Annotated in this window: 16 protein-coding genes; 6 read left to right on the top strand and 10 right to left on the bottom strand. The window is 45.8% G+C overall.

The window, feature by feature from the left end; translation table 11 throughout:
* Positions 1-26 precede the first annotated feature (26 nt).
* Complete coding sequence (locus ACLSU7_RS00145; protein WP_413293496.1) at positions 27-860, bottom strand: TatD family hydrolase; 834 nt, start codon at positions 858-860, stop codon at positions 27-29.
* A 91-nt stretch (positions 861-951) separates the two neighbouring features.
* On the opposite strand from ACLSU7_RS00145, the gene ACLSU7_RS00140 reads away from it, so the two are divergent.
* Positions 952-2010, top strand: coding sequence for a hypothetical protein (locus ACLSU7_RS00140; protein ID WP_413293495.1), 1059 nt, complete (start codon positions 952-954; stop codon positions 2008-2010).
* Positions 2011-2267: 257 nt separating this feature from the next.
* Positions 2268-2819 carry a transposase gene (locus ACLSU7_RS00135; RefSeq protein WP_413293494.1) on the top strand — a complete coding sequence of 184 codons (552 nt, stop codon included), beginning with the start codon at positions 2268-2270 and terminating at the stop codon, positions 2817-2819.
* A 39-nt stretch (positions 2820-2858) separates the two neighbouring features.
* Here the strand turns inward: ACLSU7_RS00135 and ACLSU7_RS00130 are convergent, their stop codons facing one another.
* Both ACLSU7_RS00130 and ACLSU7_RS00125 read right to left on the bottom strand, forming a co-directional pair.
* Positions 2859-2987 (bottom strand): hypothetical protein, encoded by a 129-nt coding sequence (locus tag ACLSU7_RS00130; RefSeq protein ID WP_413293493.1) that lies wholly within the window; start codon positions 2985-2987, stop codon positions 2859-2861.
* 71 nt (positions 2988-3058) lie between these two features.
* On the bottom strand, positions 3059-3730 hold the full coding sequence (locus ACLSU7_RS00125) for a DedA family protein (RefSeq protein WP_413293492.1): 672 nt from the start codon (positions 3728-3730) through the stop codon (positions 3059-3061).
* A 96-nt stretch (positions 3731-3826) separates the two neighbouring features.
* Between ACLSU7_RS00125 and ACLSU7_RS00120 the strand changes: the two genes are divergently transcribed.
* Positions 3827-4675, top strand: a complete 849-nt coding sequence (locus ACLSU7_RS00120) for an RluA family pseudouridine synthase (protein ID WP_413293491.1) — start codon at positions 3827-3829, stop codon at positions 4673-4675.
* A 103-nt stretch (positions 4676-4778) separates the two neighbouring features.
* Here the strand turns inward: ACLSU7_RS00120 and ACLSU7_RS00115 are convergent, their stop codons facing one another.
* Positions 4779-5708, bottom strand: coding sequence for a hypothetical protein (locus ACLSU7_RS00115; RefSeq protein WP_413293490.1), 930 nt, complete (start codon positions 5706-5708; stop codon positions 4779-4781).
* A 135-nt stretch (positions 5709-5843) separates the two neighbouring features.
* Between ACLSU7_RS00115 and ACLSU7_RS00110 the strand changes: the two genes are divergently transcribed.
* The gene (locus ACLSU7_RS00110) at positions 5844-7028 is read left to right on the top strand and encodes an endonuclease/exonuclease/phosphatase family protein (protein ID WP_413293489.1); all 1185 of its coding nucleotides are present in this window, start codon (positions 5844-5846) and stop codon (positions 7026-7028) included.
* Between the two features lie 98 nt (positions 7029-7126).
* Here the strand turns inward: ACLSU7_RS00110 and ACLSU7_RS00105 are convergent, their stop codons facing one another.
* The 5 genes from ACLSU7_RS00105 to ACLSU7_RS00085 are packed head-to-tail and all read right to left on the bottom strand — an operon-like array spanning position 7127 to position 14156.
* Entirely contained in the window at positions 7127-8074 is a 948-nt protein-coding gene (locus ACLSU7_RS00105; RefSeq protein ID WP_413293488.1) for a hypothetical protein, read from the bottom strand.
* Positions 8075-8126: 52 nt separating this feature from the next.
* Positions 8127-9308 (bottom strand): RNA methyltransferase, encoded by a 1182-nt coding sequence (locus ACLSU7_RS00100; RefSeq protein WP_413293487.1) that lies wholly within the window; start codon positions 9306-9308, stop codon positions 8127-8129.
* Between the two features lie 2 nt (positions 9309-9310).
* Positions 9311-10393: a hypothetical protein gene (locus ACLSU7_RS00095; protein ID WP_413293486.1), complete on the bottom strand. Its 1083-nt coding sequence runs from the start codon at positions 10391-10393 to the stop codon at positions 9311-9313.
* Positions 10394-10450: 57 nt separating this feature from the next.
* Positions 10451-12850 (bottom strand): hypothetical protein, encoded by a 2400-nt coding sequence (locus ACLSU7_RS00090; protein WP_413293485.1) that lies wholly within the window; start codon positions 12848-12850, stop codon positions 10451-10453.
* Entirely contained in the window at positions 12840-14156 is a 1317-nt protein-coding gene (locus ACLSU7_RS00085) for a hypothetical protein (protein ID WP_413293484.1), read from the bottom strand. The genes ACLSU7_RS00090 and ACLSU7_RS00085 overlap by 11 nt, the downstream gene beginning before the upstream one ends.
* A 168-nt stretch (positions 14157-14324) precedes the next feature.
* Between ACLSU7_RS00085 and ACLSU7_RS00080 the strand changes: the two genes are divergently transcribed.
* Together ACLSU7_RS00080 and ACLSU7_RS00075 are read left to right on the top strand one after the other, a co-directional pair.
* On the top strand, positions 14325-15371 hold the full coding sequence (locus tag ACLSU7_RS00080) for a glycosyltransferase family 9 protein (RefSeq protein WP_413293483.1): 1047 nt from the start codon (positions 14325-14327) through the stop codon (positions 15369-15371).
* Positions 15368-16648 (top strand): 3-deoxy-D-manno-octulosonic acid transferase, encoded by a 1281-nt coding sequence (locus tag ACLSU7_RS00075; protein ID WP_413293482.1) that lies wholly within the window; start codon positions 15368-15370, stop codon positions 16646-16648. The genes ACLSU7_RS00080 and ACLSU7_RS00075 overlap by 4 nt, the downstream gene beginning before the upstream one ends.
* 319 nt (positions 16649-16967) lie before the next feature.
* Here ACLSU7_RS00075 and ACLSU7_RS00070 read toward each other — a convergent pair whose 3' ends face one another.
* A complete protein-coding gene (locus ACLSU7_RS00070; protein ID WP_413293481.1) occupies positions 16968-17972 on the bottom strand; it encodes an HNH endonuclease in 1005 nt (334 codons plus the stop codon).
* Between the last annotated feature and the right edge of the window lie 458 nt (positions 17973-18430).

Below are 18430 nucleotides of genomic sequence, written 5' to 3'. Positions count from 1 at the left end.
TCGGTCTGACGACCCGAGAAGTAGGGTCAATGCAGACTGTCTTTAGGGTCCACCAGATGCAGATCTGTCGAGCCAAAAAGACGGTGAAAATTCCCTGTAGTGATATCTAATATTTCCAAAGGATCAAGGGATTTTAGCTTCCCTATAGTCTTTGCCACCTCCCAAATGGATTCAGGTGGATTTAACTGCCCTTTAAACGCCGGGGGCGCCTGATCCGGGCTGTCACTTTCGATCAATAAAAATTCCATAGGAATCTCTTTAACAGCCTGGTGGAGCTTTTGATTATCTTCGCGACACACGGGCCCACCGACAGACAGATGCAAACCTCGTTTTAGGAAATCCTGGGCCTTGTGAGCGCTGCCATTAAACGAATGGACCATCCCTTTTTGCGGTGGCAGTCCAAACAGATCCATGATCATCAAGCTTTCGTCATGGGCTTGCACGATGTGCAAAACCACGGGCCGATTTCCGATGTGACTGATTTCCAGTTGCTCTTCAAATGCGGTGATCTGACGATCGCGCGAATCCTTCATAATATGCGGGCGAAAATCCAATCCGACTTCACCCAACCCCATGGCTTCCGGAAGTTCCTGGGCGAGGAGGTTGAGGGCTTCTTCTAATTCTTCGTCAGAATGATCTGCGACCCAATAAGGATGAACTCCATAACAAAGACCAATGTGATGCGGAAAGCGGGCCTTTAAGCGGCGTTGACGTTCCCAGTCCTCAGGACCGACTCCGCCTTGCATAAAGAAATGAATGCCCTTCGCTTGCGCGGCTTCAATAATTTCAGACTCTTTGCCATCCCAGCGAACATCAGCCAAGTGCCCATGAGCATCAATCCATCGTCCAAACGCAGTCATTAAGCCTCCCACCCCGACTTTAGGTTTGCATAGTTTCAGGACTCTAACAAGTGGTGTTCTATCCCGATACGGTGATTGCGAAGGAGTGTGTATGAAGCACAAGGGTCTACGTTTGGGTTTTGATGTTTCTATGGCAAAAGGAGCGACATTGAAGCCGCTCAAGGTTCAATTTTGGAGCGATGAATCCGCTTTTCAAAAATTTAAACCTCATGCGCCATTCAAATATATGAGTGATGCCCTGGTGGGTTTGTCACTTGTCAAATTGAACTCGTATATCAAATCTCCATTGACGACAAAGCATATGGACTACCCGTTTGCTTTGGATGCTTGGAAGACTTTAGATCCCCACGTTGAGATCTATGAACGCTCTCAGGAGCGCGTTCGCTCCTTGCAATCTCATATCGCGGTGGTTGATCCACAGCTTTGCGCTCTTTTTGAAGAGCACTTCAATGAAACTTTTGAGACGGCGATGACTCCTTCAGGTTTCGACCTGACGGCTATGGGTCCTTTGCTTGAAACCTTCGCCTGGTTTGAAAACAAAATGTCTTCTCCGCTGCTTTATAATTTCGGTTTGAACTTCTCTAAACCGTTTATGGATAAGCTGCACACACTTTACTCTTTCCTATACAACTTGCGCAGCCTGGTTGCTATCGATCACAACGCTCACGTGGCAGATGCTTCTCATGAAGCCGTGAAAGTCGATGCCGTGACAGACTATTTGCCACGAGTTGAGTACGTGGTGAACGATGCTTTGCTTTATTGGAACTTCAAACGTTTTTCAGAACCATTCACGGGGCGTGGCACTCCTGATCAACGTGTCGAAAAGCTTTTCGCTAACCCTATGGAAAAGGCTTTCCAAAAATACTCTCACAACGCTTGTCACTTGGTGCACAACTTGCCGAAGTCCTTCATCTCATCTTTGAATCCGGTAGAGCTTGAAGAAGCTTTCTATCTGGTGCAAATCGACTGGTTGCTGGGCTCCCCTGCTGGTTTGCTATTTAAAATCCGCGAAGAGATCTTTGCTTTGCAGAACGGTTACGAAAAAATCTTCTGGAAAGACATTGAACCTAAAAACCACAACAAACCGGTGGCTTTGCATTTGTCATGTGAAGTTTCTGAAGAGCTAGTTCACGGAGTAAAAGCCGCTTAGTGGCTTTTAGATATTTACATTGATTTAAATCGCCCACATCTCCAATAAGATGTGGGTTTTGTTTTTTAAGACATCCCCAAGACGGAAACCCCACCCAACGGGGGTATCGGTCAGCCCCCCTCGCCTCGTCCATTCAAACGGCGCTCGGACATCAATAACTTCAACTCACTCTCATGCTCTAAAAAATGCGCTCAACCTTTGCAGTATCATGTATGTGCGAGGTATCGGTCACAGAACTCTATGAGAGGAAATAGAAAATGAAGCAACAAACCTTTTCCGAGATAAACTCCCCGTGGAATTTTCGGTATTGCCACGGCGGAACTTTGCGAAAATCATCGAAAGGTCGCGGTGCTCGGCCCCTTTCAACCAAAGATCCCGTTCACCTCGTCTTTAAGATCAATAAAACTGCAGTCACGGCGGGACTTCGCAGTCCACGCAATTTCAATCTGATTAATGCATTACTAAAAAAGTACGCGCGTAGATTTTTTGTAAAGATCGAGCAACTGTCCATTCAGAGGGATCATATTCATATCCTCATTCGCGGGGGACGGCGCTCTGCCCTGCTAAGTTTCTTTCGAGTGGTGGCTGGTCAGTTTGCGCAGGTGTTGACCGATACCTTCACCAAGCAACACGAAGGAGAAAAGATCTGGAAGTATCGGCCGTTCACGCGCGTGGTGCGGGGTTTTAAGTCCTATAAAATTGTACGGGATTATATTCAGTTAAATGAGCGAGAAATCTTAGGGCGGCCGTATTCGAAAACACAGCTCCGTGGTTTATCAGAGGAGCAATTGCGGGAGTTGTGGGTTTAGCTGAATAACATTGACCGATACCCCCGGGGGACTCGTGAATTATTTCGGTGGGACTGCTACGATGTCGGAGCGGTATTTTTCTATCTTTGTCCATTGAGGGGCGCCACCGACGGCCAAAGGATTGAATTGGCCTTTTTCTAAATTATCGATGGAGTTAAGCTTGCGCATGCTGTGGGCTTCAAGCACTTGGCCAAAGCTGCCTGGGAATACGTGGTAGCCTGCGTGTTCTAGCTGCGCTCCTAAGCTAATTTCTTTTTTTGGAGCATCTTTTCGCGGATTTTGCGGAAGATGAAATAGATCAAAAGCAAACCGATGATACCGAACACCACCAATTTGAATTGGCGAAGTTTCATCAAGATAGGTTCACCGTAGTGAGCTAACAAATAAATTTGAGTCGGAACGCTGATCGCTGCTGCAAGACCATCGATTAACAAGAACTTCCAAACTGGGAAGTGCAACATCCCGCAAGCCAAGTGACCTGGGAAACGAATGCCCGGAGTGAAACGGAAAATACCGCAAGCGTAAGCGCCATACTTATGAGTCCACTCCTCCACTCGTTTCATCAAGTGAGGTGGAAACATTTTATGAACACGCGGATGATAGAGAAGCTTTCGGCCAAAGACTCTGCCGACCCCATATATGAGGAAGTCGCTGAGAAAGACGGCAAAGAAAGCAATGATCGCGGCGGTATGAACGTTGACGACAGGCGCACCTGGAAAAGGCGGAGGAAAATGTTCAGGGTGTGAACCCATGAACGCCAGAATACCCACGCTAATAAGAGTCACTTCTTCAGGCAATGGCAAGCCAACTGCTGACAACAACATCATACCGATCAATGCGAAGTAGACCGTGTATGGTTGGTAAGCAAACTGCGACATCCACTGAAATATCGGCTCGTTGGCAAATTCCAAAAGTAATCTCCTAGGTCCCCTACTATGCAGGGAACTGTCCCACTTGAACACCCACGTCACACTGTGCTATGTTCACTTTCCGCTATAAGGAATAGTATGCAGAGCGAAAGAGGATTTGAATACGGTGTAAAACACATTATCAGCCCGATGTCCGGGTCGGTGCGTGATGTTTTATTAAGCATTCTAGATCTCAACGCTGATGAAGTGGACTTTTTAATACACCTGGGTTCCATCTATCTCAACCATAGTCGCATTGCTGATAACGTTTCGGTTTCGAGTGGTGACTACTTACGAGTCCATACTAAGCCACGAAGATTCCCAAAAGGTAACGTCGACTTCACAAAGCGTATTGTTTTTGAAAACGATCACTTCGTGGTGGTCAACAAAGTCTCAGGAATTCCCGTTCATGGAAGTGTCGATAACATCCAGGAAAATCTGCAATCCTACATGGAAGAAGTTTTAAAGCAGAAGTTATATGTCACTCACCGACTGGATGTTCCAACCAACGGCCTGATCGTTTACGCAAAAACTGAGGAATTCCAAACGGCATTTAATAAATTATTAATCGCGAGAGAAATCAAAAAAATCTATCGCGCTAAAATCGAAGGCCACGCTCCCGCGCAGAAAATTCTGACTCATTATATGGAGCCCTCGCCGCGCGCACCGAAAGTTCTGAGCCACGAGCCAAAAGATAAATGGCAGGAATGTGTTCTGGAAATTTTAGAAGTCAGTGAACAACCCGAACATACCGAACTAAGAATTCACCTGCACACCGGACGAACTCATCAAATCCGCGCACAATTAGGTTATGAGAAATCCCCGATCATCGGCGATCACGCCTATGGGGCCGAAAAAAGATGGGACGAAGAAAAAATCGAACTGACCGCCTGTGAGTTGCAATTCATCAACCCGCTCACGGGCGAATCACATCACTTTATTATCTAACCCAGCGGAGGGACGGCCTCGCAGCGCAGGCGTGCTCCAAGCACGTCGGAGCGAGGAGATGGCCCGACAACGAAGCAGTCAGGCCATTTTCATCAAGAGCGTCTTAGAGGACGTAGATGTTGGTCATTAGGCTGTACTGAGTGTTGAACGGTTGCCAGATTTTCGTGTCTTCGCCTTTGTAAGATCCCAACATCGAGTCATTACCTACGCCCAATGTGAACGAAAACCCACGCGCTGGCTTAATCCACAAGCTCGCACCCAAACGAAGCGCTGTCGTGTGATCGCCTTCCAAACCTTCTGCTGCAGAGGTGTGATACCAGTTTTCAATGAAACCAGTTTTAGTCGTAATCTGGAATGTTTGATTGATGTAGTATTGGAATTGTAGGTAGTGCTCAAGACCGAATTGTTTGTTCGTCTGACGAGGATCGGTCACGAACATACCATCATCGCCAAATGTTGGGATGGATGTATTGATGCTGGCTGTTTGGCTCTGCCAGTAAATATCTGGTTTCGCAACATAAGCCACAGACCACGAACGGTTGAAGTTATAATCAGCGTAACCTTCAAGACGGATCTTTGTGATCAATCCGTTCTCTTGAGAAACTTTGCTGGAAGGAAGGTAAGTTTTTACTTTACCAGAAAGATCGATATCACCGAAGTAACCCAAGTCATAGTTTGAGTAAACGAAGTGAATGTCTTGAAGTGAAAAGTTAGAAGTTTGCTTTTCACCGTACTCATCCATACCGGCTGTGTTGTAATTGAATGGCAAACGCAAAGCTGCTTTTTGATCAGCGCCCAACTTATAATTGATAGAAAAATAATCGTAAGTATCAACCGAGCGTGCTTCTGAAGTAGATTTGCCCGGCTTCATATTCTGTTGTGAAGCGATAGAAAAGAAAGTCAGGGACCAGTCGTTCGCACGACCACTTACTGAAGTTGCGGAAACGAAGTCGTCACCATCCAAAACGGCTGCGAAAGAAGACGTCGAAACCAACAAACCTGCGATCAATAAACCGGTCGCTTTTCTTAACATTTTTCACTCCTAAATACGGATGCTTACGACAAAGACTTGGAAGTTATGCCATAGCGCCTCGCATTAAACAATAGTCAAAAATTAGACAGTCTTTTGACTTGAGCAGACGCGCAAGAACGCCTACTGTGAGTGCCTATGAAAAAGTACACATTGCTTAAGAATTTGATTCTGTCTCTGGTTTTGGCCCTGGTAACGGGTTGTGCCGTCTCCTTCTCGAAAAAACACTGGGATCTTCCCCCGAAAGCGGACAATGAGATCAGCGTGATGTCCTTCAATGTCGAAAACTTGTTCGACACTGTAAAGACTGCAGGCCATGACGACGAAACATTCTTGCCAGCCTATATGAAAAAAGGCGACGCGAAACTTCGCGCTGCTTGTGTCAAAAATAATGACAGTTCCTATCGTCAAAACGAGTGCCTGACGACGGACTGGTCTCCAGATGCGTTGGATACAAAGCTTAACAACATCGCTAAAGTTGTTTTGGGCGTTGATAATAATGGTCCCGACAATTTGATGTTGATCGAGATCGAAAGCGATGTCGTTCTTAAGCAATTGAACGAAAAATTGGCTGCTGCCAACTACATCACTCAAGTGATTATCGATGGGCCTGACAAGCGCGGTATTAATGTGGCCTTCTTGTCGCGCTTTCCTTTGGTTGGCAAACCCGTCTTGCACGCGATTCCGTGGAAGCCTGAAAACGAAAAAGATGGCGAATGGATGGAGCGCTCTCGTCGTATCCTGGAAGTGACTGTAAAAGCGCCCAATGGCGATCCTATCACTTTCATGGTGGGCCACTACCCTTCTCAAGCGAACCCGACGTACTGGCGTCAACAGATCGCCAATTTCACTGTCGAGTTGATCAAACAAAAAGGCCCTAATGCCATGGTGGTATTCGGTGGCGACCTGAATATTTCAGCTGAAGAAGAAGACAGGGTTCATATCTTCCGCGATATCCTGGCAAAAGGTGGCGCGGTTTCTCACTTTGTGGGCTGCAAAGACTGCCCGGGTACTCACAACTACCGCGGCACTTGGTCTTTCCTGGATGCTCAAGTTTACAGCCCAGCCCTTTTGGGTGATGGATCTGGCAGCTACCAAATGATGCCAAACACAATCGACGTGATTCGCTACAACCCGATTCACCTTAAAAAAGGCAAGTACCCTAAACGTTGGGATTACGATGAACAAACAGGTATCTCGGATCACTTCCCGCTTTACGTTCGCTTGAAACAAAGAAGTGAAGCGAAGACTCCGGTGAAAGATGATAAACCGGCGGCGACTGACAAGAAAAAAGCTCCCGCGAAAAAGAGCAAAAAGAAATAGCTTCAAAAGCTAAAAATAAAAAAGCCGCGTTTTAAACCGCGGCTTTTTTATTACCCTGGTCAGTTGCCTGACCGCCCTTGCTTTTGCTTTCAGAAATTTTAGTAAACTAGCAAACGACCGATATCAACCGTTGGACGGTGACCGCAAGTCGCAAGATCTTGCTTCCATTTCTTGCCGACTGTAACGGACGTGTTATTGAAAGTAACAGGATTTTTGTATTTGTCGGATTCGATCACACCGGCACCCACAAGTTCATTACAACGGCCTTCAACTTTAACAGTCAAATCCTTTGCAGAAACCGCGTATTGATCCTTACCCAAAACCATAGCCATGTCGGAATTAAGGATAGAAACAACAGGAGCTGTCAAACTTGCGCCATCGATTTGCATTTTCATAATATATGAATACGACTCTTCCCTAACAGTGCCGTTAGAAGAAGCTTTAAATTTACCGCTGGATTGAAGAGCGAGACCTAATTTCGAAGGATCGTCTTTCAATGTCACTAGAACCAACTTGTAAGAATCTTCAAACACATTCATATAAGTCTTTTTCAAGTCCAATGCATCAGCGAAAGACTTAACCGGCTGACCCAGAATTTCCACGGCAATTTGACCTTCTTCTGTAGTAGCAATAGTTACGTTGAAGGCCTTGTTCATTTTGCTTTTGATAGCGCCCAATCCGTTTGAATAGTTCAGATCATCTTTCAAAGAAGTGATCTTTAAAGTTGTGACACCTTTTTCATCCGTCGCTTTCTCGCTGATGGAGTACAAAGATTTTGTGACGTCTGCGTGACCCAATGCCAATTGTGCAAGCTCCAAAGCCTCAATTTGCTTTTCCATCATCACAGATGAAGCCGCATAGGCTCCGATTGTCACACGGGAAGAATTGCCAAAACTTCCACCGCCTTTTTTGCCCTTAGTACCTTTTGGATACTTGATCTTCGCCATAACATTCGGCGGAGCGATTTCCTTGTCTTGCGGCGTACAAGCAGTCGTTAAAAGTGCGGAGGAAAAAAATAGAGCGGAAAGTACTTTTAGGCTTTTCATAGGGGCAGAATCTAACCTGATCGGTCCGATTCCGCCAGAGGCAAATCCTCTTTTACAGGGGTGTCAAAATCGTAAACAGGCAGCGGATGCCGCCATTGTTGATTTTGAGCTCCTTTTCGATTTGGTAGCCGTTGGGAGCCGGTTGAACCCGATCCTTGTCCGGATACAGGATCCCAAGCTTCTGGGGCTTATATAAACGGCATAGCTCAGCCGCCAGGGTCTTAAGGCCCCCTTTGCCCGCAACCGGCAAGCGCTCCCCATAAGGAGGGTTTACGACCATCCACAGTGCACCCGGAAGGTCCACACCTTGAAGGGCGTCCTGAACCCAGAATTTATGCTCCTGGGACTTAAACTCGTCTCGTTGATAGGCCTTTAACTGCGCTTCAACTTCGTTGAAGTTTTTAAGGCCGATTTCAGGCATCTCGGGATTGATGTCCATTCCTAGCACCGCTTTGAACGGCGCACGCGCAGGGATTTCATAGTTCAAGGCAAAGCTTGACGACAAGAAAAGCTTTGGACATTTCTTCCACTGCTTAAAAGCGTAGTCTCTTTGAAATTGCCCCGACCACAAACCACGGGCCTCGGTCAGGAAAGTTCCAGATCCCATCATCGGATCACACAAATTCACAGACGCTACTTCTGCAGGAGTCGACTCCCCGATCATTTCTCTTAAAAGTTCAGCCGCAATCGTTTCACGCATCGGAGCTTCACCTTTAAGCACGGACCAACCCCGCTTATGCAAGTGTTCACCTGTGGCATCCAGACTGATCGTGCAGAGATCGTCTTCCATGCGAATATAAATCGCAGCACAAGTGCTGTCGCCATTTTGGCCAGCGAAGATCTCCTGCAAGGCTTTTTCAGCACTTTCCTGCAAGCGCTTTTCATTGTTCAGACGGCTTTTTTGCGCTGCCACTTCCCAATCCACGTTCGCATGATGAAGGTATTCCTTCCAAGGAAGTGATTTGAATTTTTGATAGAATTTAGGCAAATCTTTGGTGCGAAACGAAGTCATTCGCAGCAACAGTCGGTTCGCTGTTTTCAAAAAGAAATTCAACTGCAGAGCTTGAAACAGTTCCGTTTCAAATTCCAATCCCCCCATCAACACTGAAACATCGGGGAATGGCAGAGAATGAGTCTTTGCATCTTTCCCTAACAGATAAGGCCAGATTTCTTTCATCTCCTGAAGAGCCGTGTTTTCGAAACCAAGGGGTGTAGAAATAAAAAAACGATTCACAGTTAGAATCTCCAATAAGCATCAAACAAAACGTAATAACCATCCGTTGCCGAAAGCTTAAAGGACGAAACATCTGTTGAATTGAGTGATAAACTGAAATGGAAACGGTCCCAGATTTTGACGTAGGTTAAGTATCCACCGAGCGCTTTGGTTTCAAAGTTATAACTCGGGCCCAACAAGACGCGGTCCCAGTTATCGCCGATAAATTCATAACCTGTTTGAAAGGATGTCGTACCTAAAGTTTTAACCGCTGTCACATCGGCCGCATCCGCGAAGGACATGGCGGCCACCGTGAACATCGTATGCGAGATCACGCTTTCGGAAGAAATCGAATCCCAGTACACGGTAAAGTTGAGTGTATTGGAACCATCTTTAGGAACGTGGGCGGTATTTGCACCCACCGAAAATGTATTGGAATCAGATGAAAACACGCGATATTTGCCGGAGCCATTGTACGCTCCCGCGATATCCCCTGGGATGATCGTGCCCACAGAAAGCTTATCGGTAATACCGTAATTGATCTGACCGTACCAGCTGATGACGTATTCATTTTCCCACAATGTTTCAGCGGTCTCCCCCACTGATACACCTTGCGTGAATAAAGGCTTGTACTTCGCAGAAATGTTTTTCCCGCGACGTTTAACGATCAAATCGGTCGTGCCTTTGTATCTGTTGTTTTCAGATGAGAGATTGATGTGATAAATCTGATCGCCCAACTGTATAAAATGCAGACGTGATTGGCGCAGAAGTTCTGCAGTTACCTGATAGGTTCCATCTTCGTTGTTAGAAACGCCGATGATTTCTAGGAAACCAATGATTCCGACACCACTTTTTTGAGACTCCACCGCGACAGTCTCACCCACACGCCAATCGTTAAAGGATGTGGTTGCTTTGATGGTCTTATCATCCAGGATGTGATCGATGCGCGCACTGGCATCTTGGTTTGCGTAGTAGGCGGGTTCAGAGGCTGGCTCACGCATGATGATGGGAACTTCTTCGTCCATGGCAAGGGCATTGGACATGGAGCGGGCCATCACCACTGGTGACACCAAAACCAACCCCAAAATTGCAACCCAAAACTTCATCCCCAACATCTGGGAAACCTTAACTTAGTTTGGGAGAGGGTTCAATTTCGGATGTGGCTATTTCTTGCGATTTTTATCTTTATTTTGCATTACAGCGGATTCAGATGCATTTTTTTGCAGCTTCTTGGCGGCTTCTCTGACTTGCATATCTTTGATGGCTTTCATGGCGCGCATCAAATTTAAGCGATTCGCTTCATCCAACCAGATTTTTTGCGCCTGGAACCAAGCGATCTCTGCCGCGGAACCTTCTTTGCCATAAAACACCATATAAGCAAAACCTTGATTCAAAAGAGTATCAAAAGGCACGTCTTTTTTCTTATCCTTGATGTAAGGCAGGAATCTTGGCGAGGCCTTATACACTTCATCCAAAGATAGCGTCTGATTGCGATCTTGATCATAAATCAACATCACAGATTCCATATAGTGAAGAACCGTTACCATCGTACGGATGTTTGCGACTTCCACCAGGCCTTGTTCTTCTTTGTTTGAAACATAGGCAAGATAGCGAAGTGTTGTGTAGAACTCTTTCCACTCTTCAGGTTTTAAGTTCGCCACGAATTTTGCCATCTCTGGCAAATTATCAAAGTACTTACTGAAATTCAGACGGAAATTCGTTTGAAAGCATTGCTCATTCAGATAATAAAAACCCAATGGATCTACATCTTCAGACAAGTGCTTCCCGTTAGCCTTACCACAGCCAGCCAGCAACATGTCATTATAGACTGCTCCTGAAGAAGACAAGCCCGCACTGAAAAGCAGACTGACAAATTCAAAGGTTTCCCTTTGGTTCATGTACGAATCCCCATTACCACTGAAAGTAAAGAAATTCGCTTCCTGGAAGCTGCGTTCGCCCGTGTTTCCGGTGCGAGGATCGAAGGCTTTAAGATCGAACATCAATTCTTTGAAGTCCTCGTACCAAGTGACCAGGCCACTTGTTTGCATCGCAGCCTTAGTCAACTCGCCACTGGTGTTACTGCCATATGCTAACAATAAACCACGGGACATGGTTCGCATCAGATTAGACGTCGTCAAACTTTTCCAGGTAGTTGTGGAGGCATGCGCGTTATTCACTTCCTCGATACGGCCTTTGGCATTATAGGAAATCAGAACAGCGGAATTCAAAAGATCGCCATAATCTTTCCAGGCATTTTCCAAAGCCGTATGTTCGTAAGGATCTGTTGATAGACCCGCTTTGATGTAACCTGTGGCATTGAAATCGCCGTATTTTTTTAAAAGCTCATCTTGAGAAATCAATGAATCCGCACTACGACCTGCGATCAGTTGCGAATCGACGAAATTCTGCACCAGTCTCCACACATTGTATTCACGTCTTAAAGCGACGATGTGTTTTTTCTCTAGACCCAAGATACCGCGGGAGTCTCCGTTACGACCTGGCTCCAATAAACGCAGGATGGCCGCACGATAAAGTGTTTGGATGGAAATCGGTCTGATTTTTGCGATCTTCTGAATTTGGGGAAGATTCAGGATCGTCGTAATAAGATTATCGATATCTTCCAACGGAATCATTCCACGAGTTGAGATCTGAGGAGCACCTTCGATCAAATCAATGGCTTGACCGATAAACTGACTCACCTCACGCACTTTAGGTTGCGTGCTCATGTCAAAATTATGAATGATGTAGTGATATTTTAAAACCAATCCGTACAGGTCAATCAAACTATTCAGACTACCCTTCCATTGAGTGTAGGTCGCAAGTTGAGCTTCTTGACCCATCAATACGTTTTTGACCACTTCCACAACCGGAAGCCATTGGGTTACGTTTTTATCGGTGTCTTCGTCTTTGATAAACTCTTTGAAACCTTTTAGAGCGCGCTTGCCATCCTCGAAGGAATAGTCAGAGCGAGATGTTTCAGTTTTTTCTAAAAGACGCTGCAAGCCCACACGCAACTGCTCGACAGCTGCAGACACTTGTTGCCAGTTCGCTTGATCTACGGGAACTCCCAGCAACAGCAGTTTTATGTGAGGAGCCAAATCCACCGCTTCGTCACGCACGATGGCCAAAACATCAATCAAGCGAGTGATTTCATCTTTAGTCAAATTATTAACTGAACCACCCAGGACCGCTTTTTTGATTTTCATCAATTCTAAAGCGAACTCGGGTGTGACCACGTTTTCTTTTAAGAAATATTTCGAGAAAAAGCGGCGCATTTCCTCAACCGTATAGGCATTTCCTTGAGCACCGTAAGTTTTCTTTTGGAAATACATCAGGGCTTGGCGCAAGCAATCGACAGAGGTGCGAATCTCTTCTTTTTCGCCATCACCATTGGTCAGGCGTTTCAAAGTTTCCGGAACACCTTGTAAGCAAGCGAGCTTTTCATTCGAGAAATGAAGTTCTTCCTCTTTGGTTTGCTGACCATTGATAAAGTCACTGCAACCCACTGACGAGATCATCAATACCGAAGTGATGAATAAAGATAACTTACGCTTAAAAGACATAAGCTGCTCCTACCATCAATCGATCATTGTTGGCAAACTGAGCCAATTCGTTTTGATTGTCCTGCGATGTCGGCCCCGCTTTTAGCATCTGCATTTCACCAAAGAACGACCATAAACCTGAAAAGCGCAGACGCGCATTCATACGGAACAACTGGAAATCGTTTTCATCAGATTGCGTGAAGCTGACTTTGGTGATCAAACGGCGTGCTTTTCCCAATGAAAAACTGGTTAAAAGCGACGCTTGGTTCGCGTGATAAAAAGGATACAAATTCGTCAAAGGTTCATTGGCGCGATCCGCTCCGACCTCTGTCACTCGGCCACCATGGATATCTAAGCGCATCAGATTAAAGGCCCACCAGCCGTTGTCCCACTCGATAAACGGACTTACTAACAACGCATCTTCAAAAACCGGTTGAGTCCAGTCGGCTTCTTCGAAAACTTTTTCTTTTGTTGGACGATCTAAGATCGAACTTACTCCCACGCGCAGATTTTTAGCTTTGTATGTCACATCAGCACCCGTGAGGGAGTGATAGAAGACTTGCGGGCGCAGTTCGACGTTTCCTTTCAGAGTGCTTAAATCTAAGCTTCCCTGATAGCCAATCGCCAAAGTGTTGTCAGGCTTATACACGTAGCTTAACTGAGCTTTGAAACCGTTAGGATCGCCCACTGCGATCTTGGCGCCATAGGAATTTTGCACGACAACTTCGGTCGTGGAAGGTTGATTCATGTTGTATTGCATTTCCGTGGCTTCATCCCAGATGCGCACACTTTGAGGTGGTTGATGGAACCAAGGATTTCCTCTGACAAAGTCGCCGTCTTCAATCTCAAAGCTGGGACCTTGGCTGGGAATATAAATGGGAGATGCAAATAAAGTGAAATTGTAAGTCGGTCCTTCAGTTTGCCAAAAGATACCTGACAACCCCTGACGATCTGGTGATAGCGGATTCCATTTAAACAAGGGCTCCCACACACCTAATTCCCAGCGGGCATCCAGCTCACTCCACAGCATTTTCTTACGACCAATAAAGAATGTTTCGCTGTCGCTTTGTTTGGTTTGCACATAAAGTTCAGAGATATTCAGGTAATTTAACAGCGGCGAGCCGATCGCCACTCCGCCAGAGATATCCATGCGCAAGGCGGAGTCAGAAAACGGTTCTGTCTTGATCGCAGCGCCGACAAATTGGTAGTTATTTTTCTGCGTAGCTTCAAACTCGGGGCTAATGAAAGAGTCAGAGAAAAGCTTCATTTCTGTGCGCACTTGCGCCACAGCGAATCCTGGGAGTGCCAGCACTGCCCAAAAAATCATCAAATGAATTAGAGAAGCCCCTTTGGGGGGACACCTAAATAGCATAGTTCTCCCTATCTTCCCCTAATACATCAAAGGTTGTGCCCTATTGAGGGGGATTTTAGGGGGTATTGCCGTGGAACGTTTTAAACAAGTGACCTTTTTGGGCGCCCTTGCTAGGATTCCCTCATGTCTCAAACTGAGACCCGTAAGGGTGCTAAATTTTTAATCATTCGCTTTTCAGCGTTTGGCGATGTCGTGCAGACATTGAGCGTACCATCGGCCATTGCGCAAGCTTTTCCCGATGCCGAGATCCATTGGATCACACGCAAAGATATGGCTCCTTTGTTGCGCAATCATCCCCATATTCACAAGGTGTGGGAGTTTGATCGCAAGGCCGGTGCATTTGGTTTGATGAAGCTTGTGTGGTCCATGCGACCTGTTTGTTTTACGCATATTTACGATGCTCACAACAACAGTCGTTCGCGTATTATTTCTTTGATCTTGCGACCTTTTGGTTTTTTAGGACTAGGCCCTAAGTTCATTCGCCGCTCGATTCGTCGTTGGAAAAGATTTTTACTTTTCAGATTTCGCATTAATAAATTTGAACAGCCGTTCAACGGTCAGCGTGATTTGCTGGAACCCTTGCAAAAATGGGGTGTCAGTAAGTTTTCTCCGCCGGCTCCGCAGATTTTTGTCAGCGCCGATGTGGTTGAAAAGGCCCGTGGGATTTTAGGTGATTTTGTCGATACTGTTTCTTTAGCACCTTCGGCGGCCTATTTTTTAAAGCGCTGGCCTAAGGAATACTGGGCACAGTTGATTCAGCTTATGCCTGAGCAAAAATTTGTTTTACTGGGTGGGCCTGAGGATTCTTTTATCGAAGACATTCACGCGGTGGCTCCTGAGCGAGTCATGAATCTGGCGGGTAAGACATCCTTACAAGTAAGCTCCGCGGTGGTTGGTTTATCTCGCGCGGTGATCAGCAACGATACGGGGCTTTTGCATGTGGCAGAGCAATTGGGGAAACGCACGATTGCGTTGATGGGCCCCGCTCCCTTTGGCTTTCCTTCGCGTCCGACGACTAAGATCATGGAACTAGATTTGTACTGTCGTCCTTGCAGCAAACATGGCCAGGGTCCTTGCTTTAATAAAGAAAAATTCCACAAGTGCCTGGTCGACATCACTCCGGCACAAGTGGCCGAACAACTGCGTATCATCCTTGGGGAAAAGTCATGAGCCTGTTGGTGTTTTGGTTTTATAAATTCGTTTTGGCTCCTTTTGGCTGGATTGTTTTGCAGCTTCTGCGCCCATTTATCAGCGGCAAGTTGCGCGAGATGATCGAAGACAAAAACCATAACTTTTATAAGATGACTCACCCGGGGACTGAGAAGCTGATTCCTTTGCATCGCCCTTTGTGGATTCATGCAGCGAGTGGCGAGATTGAGTATGCTCGCCCGGTGATTCGTGAATTTAAAAAGGCGCATCCCGATATTCCGGTGATTGTGACTTACTCCTCCCCGTCTGCTAAAAAGATTTTGGAAAGCATGCACGACGTTGATATGTGGGCGGCCTTGCCTTGGGATTTTGAACTTTCGGTGGCGGCCTTCATTGAAAAATGGAATCCCCGGGCTTTGCTTTTCTCGCGCACGGATGTGTGGCCGGTTTTGGCTCGCGTGGCAAAGAAGAAGCGCCTGACGAGCGGATTGTTTTCTGCGACCTTCGCTGACAATTCTTCGCGATTGAAAGGTCTTTCCAAATTTGTGACCAAGTATGCGATGAACCAGTTGGATGAAATTCATTGTGTTACAGAGGAAGATCGTCGCAATTTGTATGATTTGGGTATTAAAACCAAAATCGAAGTCAGTGGTGACACGCGTTTTGATCAGGTTTTCCATCGTTTGGAAAATCCGAAGCAATTAAAGAATGAATTGATGCCTTCGACCGATGATTTTGTATTTATCGCAGGCTCCACTTGGCCTGAAGATGAAGAGGTTTTGGTTTCGGCTTTATCGAAAATCAAACGCGATAATTTGAAAATGATCATCGCGCCTCACGAAACGACGCCAGCACACTTGGAAAAACTGGAAAAGCAATTCAGCGACGCGGGATTGCCTTACGTGCTGTATTCCAAATCCACGCACTGGCCTTTGGGAAGCATTTTGTTGGTTGATAAAGTCGGGATCCTGGCTGAGCTCTACACTTGGGCTGACATCGCCTTCATTGGTGGCAGCTTTAAAAAGCAAGTGCACTCCGTCATGGAAGCTCTAGCTGCCGGACTGCCGGTGATGGTAGGCCCTCATCATCAAAACAACCGCGAAGCCTTGTTCTATCAAAAAAAGAACTTCTCGTCGGGCATGATTGTTCAAGTCGTTCACAACTCCGAAGACATCATGGTCCTCATCGATCGCATGCGAAAAAAATCTTTCGCTTTTCCGCATATCAAAGAGGAAATTCGCTCTGAGATTGGTAAGAATAAGAATTCCACTCAAAGGGTTTTAAGCAGTTTCTTTTAGGCTTGGTTTTCACATGGTCCGTGGCCCCCACAGCAGGGCAAAACGAATAGAGACACCAAGAAATTTTTTTGCCGTTCCGTGCCTTTCAGTTCGCTTCGTTCTCTTTCGTTTTATTCCCTGCTGTTACCTTTATCCAACCTTTACTCATACGATCTCGTCTTCATTTTCATCTTCATCTTCATTTTCACCCCTCACTGTACTTGTGTTTCATCGCCATCCTCTACTTCCGATATGCTAGCTTCACGTCAAGTTTGAATAGACAGCTAAGTCTATTCCTCATCACGGAGGGCCTTCCTCCCCCCTGCGCTGAACTAGCTTCTCAGGATAAATAGCGAATCCCTGCTTCCGTGCGATACTTTAGTTTATTGTGTCCGGCACACAATAGCTGAAGGTTATCAATTTCATGTCCACCGGCCGCCCATTGGCTGTGCTTGTGATCAACTTGCAGGCGCCAAGTGTTTTCACATCGTCTGCCTGTGACTGGATCGACAAATTGGCAACAGCCCTGTTCAATTCTAATTCTCTTAACATCTTTTGCCGAAGGCTTACTTCTGTTCACCGCCACCGTGGCGGTAGACTTTGCATTCTGGCTTACATCAGCGGGACTCACCTTTTCAGGATTTTCTCTTGGCATTCCTATCCCGGCTTCTTTGGATTTCTTGGATTCTTCCGGCTCGTTCATTTTAGATTTTTTGAACATCCGGGATGTATTTAATTTATTCCTTTCAAAAGATTTCTTAGGTTTCGATCCCGCTTTCTGTTGAATTACTTTCTCTGCCAAAAATTCTAGGAAGCGACTCATATCTGTTGAAGGAACTGCATGAGACAACAACGACTGCGCATGTTTTACTTTTGCATAAGCTTCTTTTGAAAGCGTAAATTCGACACGCACACTTTCATCAGCTTGGGTTTTCTGATGTGTCGGTTGCAACACTGGCAAATCAAAAAACTCGGCAACCTTCTGCTGAGATTCAGTGTGGTTCTTTCCACATAAATCATTAATTACTTGAAGCTTCTCTTTCGTCGTCACAGTGATGGACTGATTTTTAAATACTTCACGCGAGGCTTTTTGAATTAAAGATATTTGATTCAGCTTCAACTCACCCCTCTGGATTTTCTCCGCAATCTCTGGAATCTCACGCATCATGCGAGCAGCGTCGATGCGACGTTGTGCACTTCCTTCTGAATATCCCACCCCCTTCACCAGGTAATCAAACAGGCTACCGAAACCTAATTCCAAAAATGTACGGCGCGAATCGATTTCTTTAATCGTCAAAAGAACTTCATGCAAAAGATCTCGCTCCCTTTGCGCCAACGTTTTCATTCTTTGATCAAGTTCCAGTTTACCAAGCGATTTTAGATTCACGTTTCACCTCCTGAATTTGAAGGCAACATATCACGGGTTTTCAGAGGTACTTTTCCATGCACCTCACAACATATAGCGAATTCATTTTATAAACTCGTAAACGCCTCAATATGATGAGGTTAAAGGATTTAGCTTTTTTGAAAACTTAAAGCGAAAATCTAATCACAGAGCGCACTCTAGAAAGTCGTTTTTCCCGTCAACAATTTTTTAAAAATTATGCCGTTAAATTTTCGAAATACTCATTCGACGAAAACTAAACTGAGGTTTCTTTCTTGACGATCTCGAGGCAGAACGTTCGGACATCATTGAGCTACGCGGGATCAGCGCGATAGTTTGTGGCGTATCACCCGAGAAATATTAAAAGCCTGCGGAGTTTACTTAATAAAAGTAACTTGGGATAGAACGACTTTACCGCC

Source organism: Bdellovibrio sp. HCB185ZH, from assembly GCF_047302455.1.
Lineage (GTDB): Bacteria > Bdellovibrionota > Bdellovibrionia > Bdellovibrionales > Bdellovibrionaceae > Bdellovibrio.
This window is presented reverse-complemented; position numbering and strand designations above follow the sequence as displayed.

Coding starts and splice junctions, on each gene's coding strand:
- ACLSU7_RS00145 (WP_413293496.1), bottom strand. CDS start 860: ATGACTGCGTTTGGACGATGGATTGATGCTCATGGGCACTTGGCTGAT.
- ACLSU7_RS00140 (WP_413293495.1), top strand. CDS start 952: ATGAAGCACAAGGGTCTACGTTTGGGTTTTGATGTTTCTATGGCAAAA.
- ACLSU7_RS00135 (WP_413293494.1), top strand. CDS start 2,268: ATGAAGCAACAAACCTTTTCCGAGATAAACTCCCCGTGGAATTTTCGG.
- ACLSU7_RS00130 (WP_413293493.1), bottom strand. CDS start 2,987: ATGCGCAAGCTTAACTCCATCGATAATTTAGAAAAAGGCCAATTCAAT.
- ACLSU7_RS00120 (WP_413293491.1), top strand. CDS start 3,827: ATGCAGAGCGAAAGAGGATTTGAATACGGTGTAAAACACATTATCAGC.
- ACLSU7_RS00115 (WP_413293490.1), bottom strand. CDS start 5,708: ATGTTAAGAAAAGCGACCGGTTTATTGATCGCAGGTTTGTTGGTTTCG.
- ACLSU7_RS00110 (WP_413293489.1), top strand. CDS start 5,844: ATGAAAAAGTACACATTGCTTAAGAATTTGATTCTGTCTCTGGTTTTG.
- ACLSU7_RS00105 (WP_413293488.1), bottom strand. CDS start 8,074: ATGAAAAGCCTAAAAGTACTTTCCGCTCTATTTTTTTCCTCCGCACTT.
- ACLSU7_RS00095 (WP_413293486.1), bottom strand. CDS start 10,393: ATGAAGTTTTGGGTTGCAATTTTGGGGTTGGTTTTGGTGTCACCAGTG.
- ACLSU7_RS00090 (WP_413293485.1), bottom strand. CDS start 12,850: ATGTCTTTTAAGCGTAAGTTATCTTTATTCATCACTTCGGTATTGATG.
- ACLSU7_RS00085 (WP_413293484.1), bottom strand. CDS start 14,156: ATGATTTTTTGGGCAGTGCTGGCACTCCCAGGATTCGCTGTGGCGCAA.
- ACLSU7_RS00080 (WP_413293483.1), top strand. CDS start 14,325: ATGTCTCAAACTGAGACCCGTAAGGGTGCTAAATTTTTAATCATTCGC.
- ACLSU7_RS00075 (WP_413293482.1), top strand. CDS start 15,368: ATGAGCCTGTTGGTGTTTTGGTTTTATAAATTCGTTTTGGCTCCTTTT.
- ACLSU7_RS00070 (WP_413293481.1), bottom strand. CDS start 17,972: ATGAAAACGTTGGCGCAAAGGGAGCGAGATCTTTTGCATGAAGTTCTT.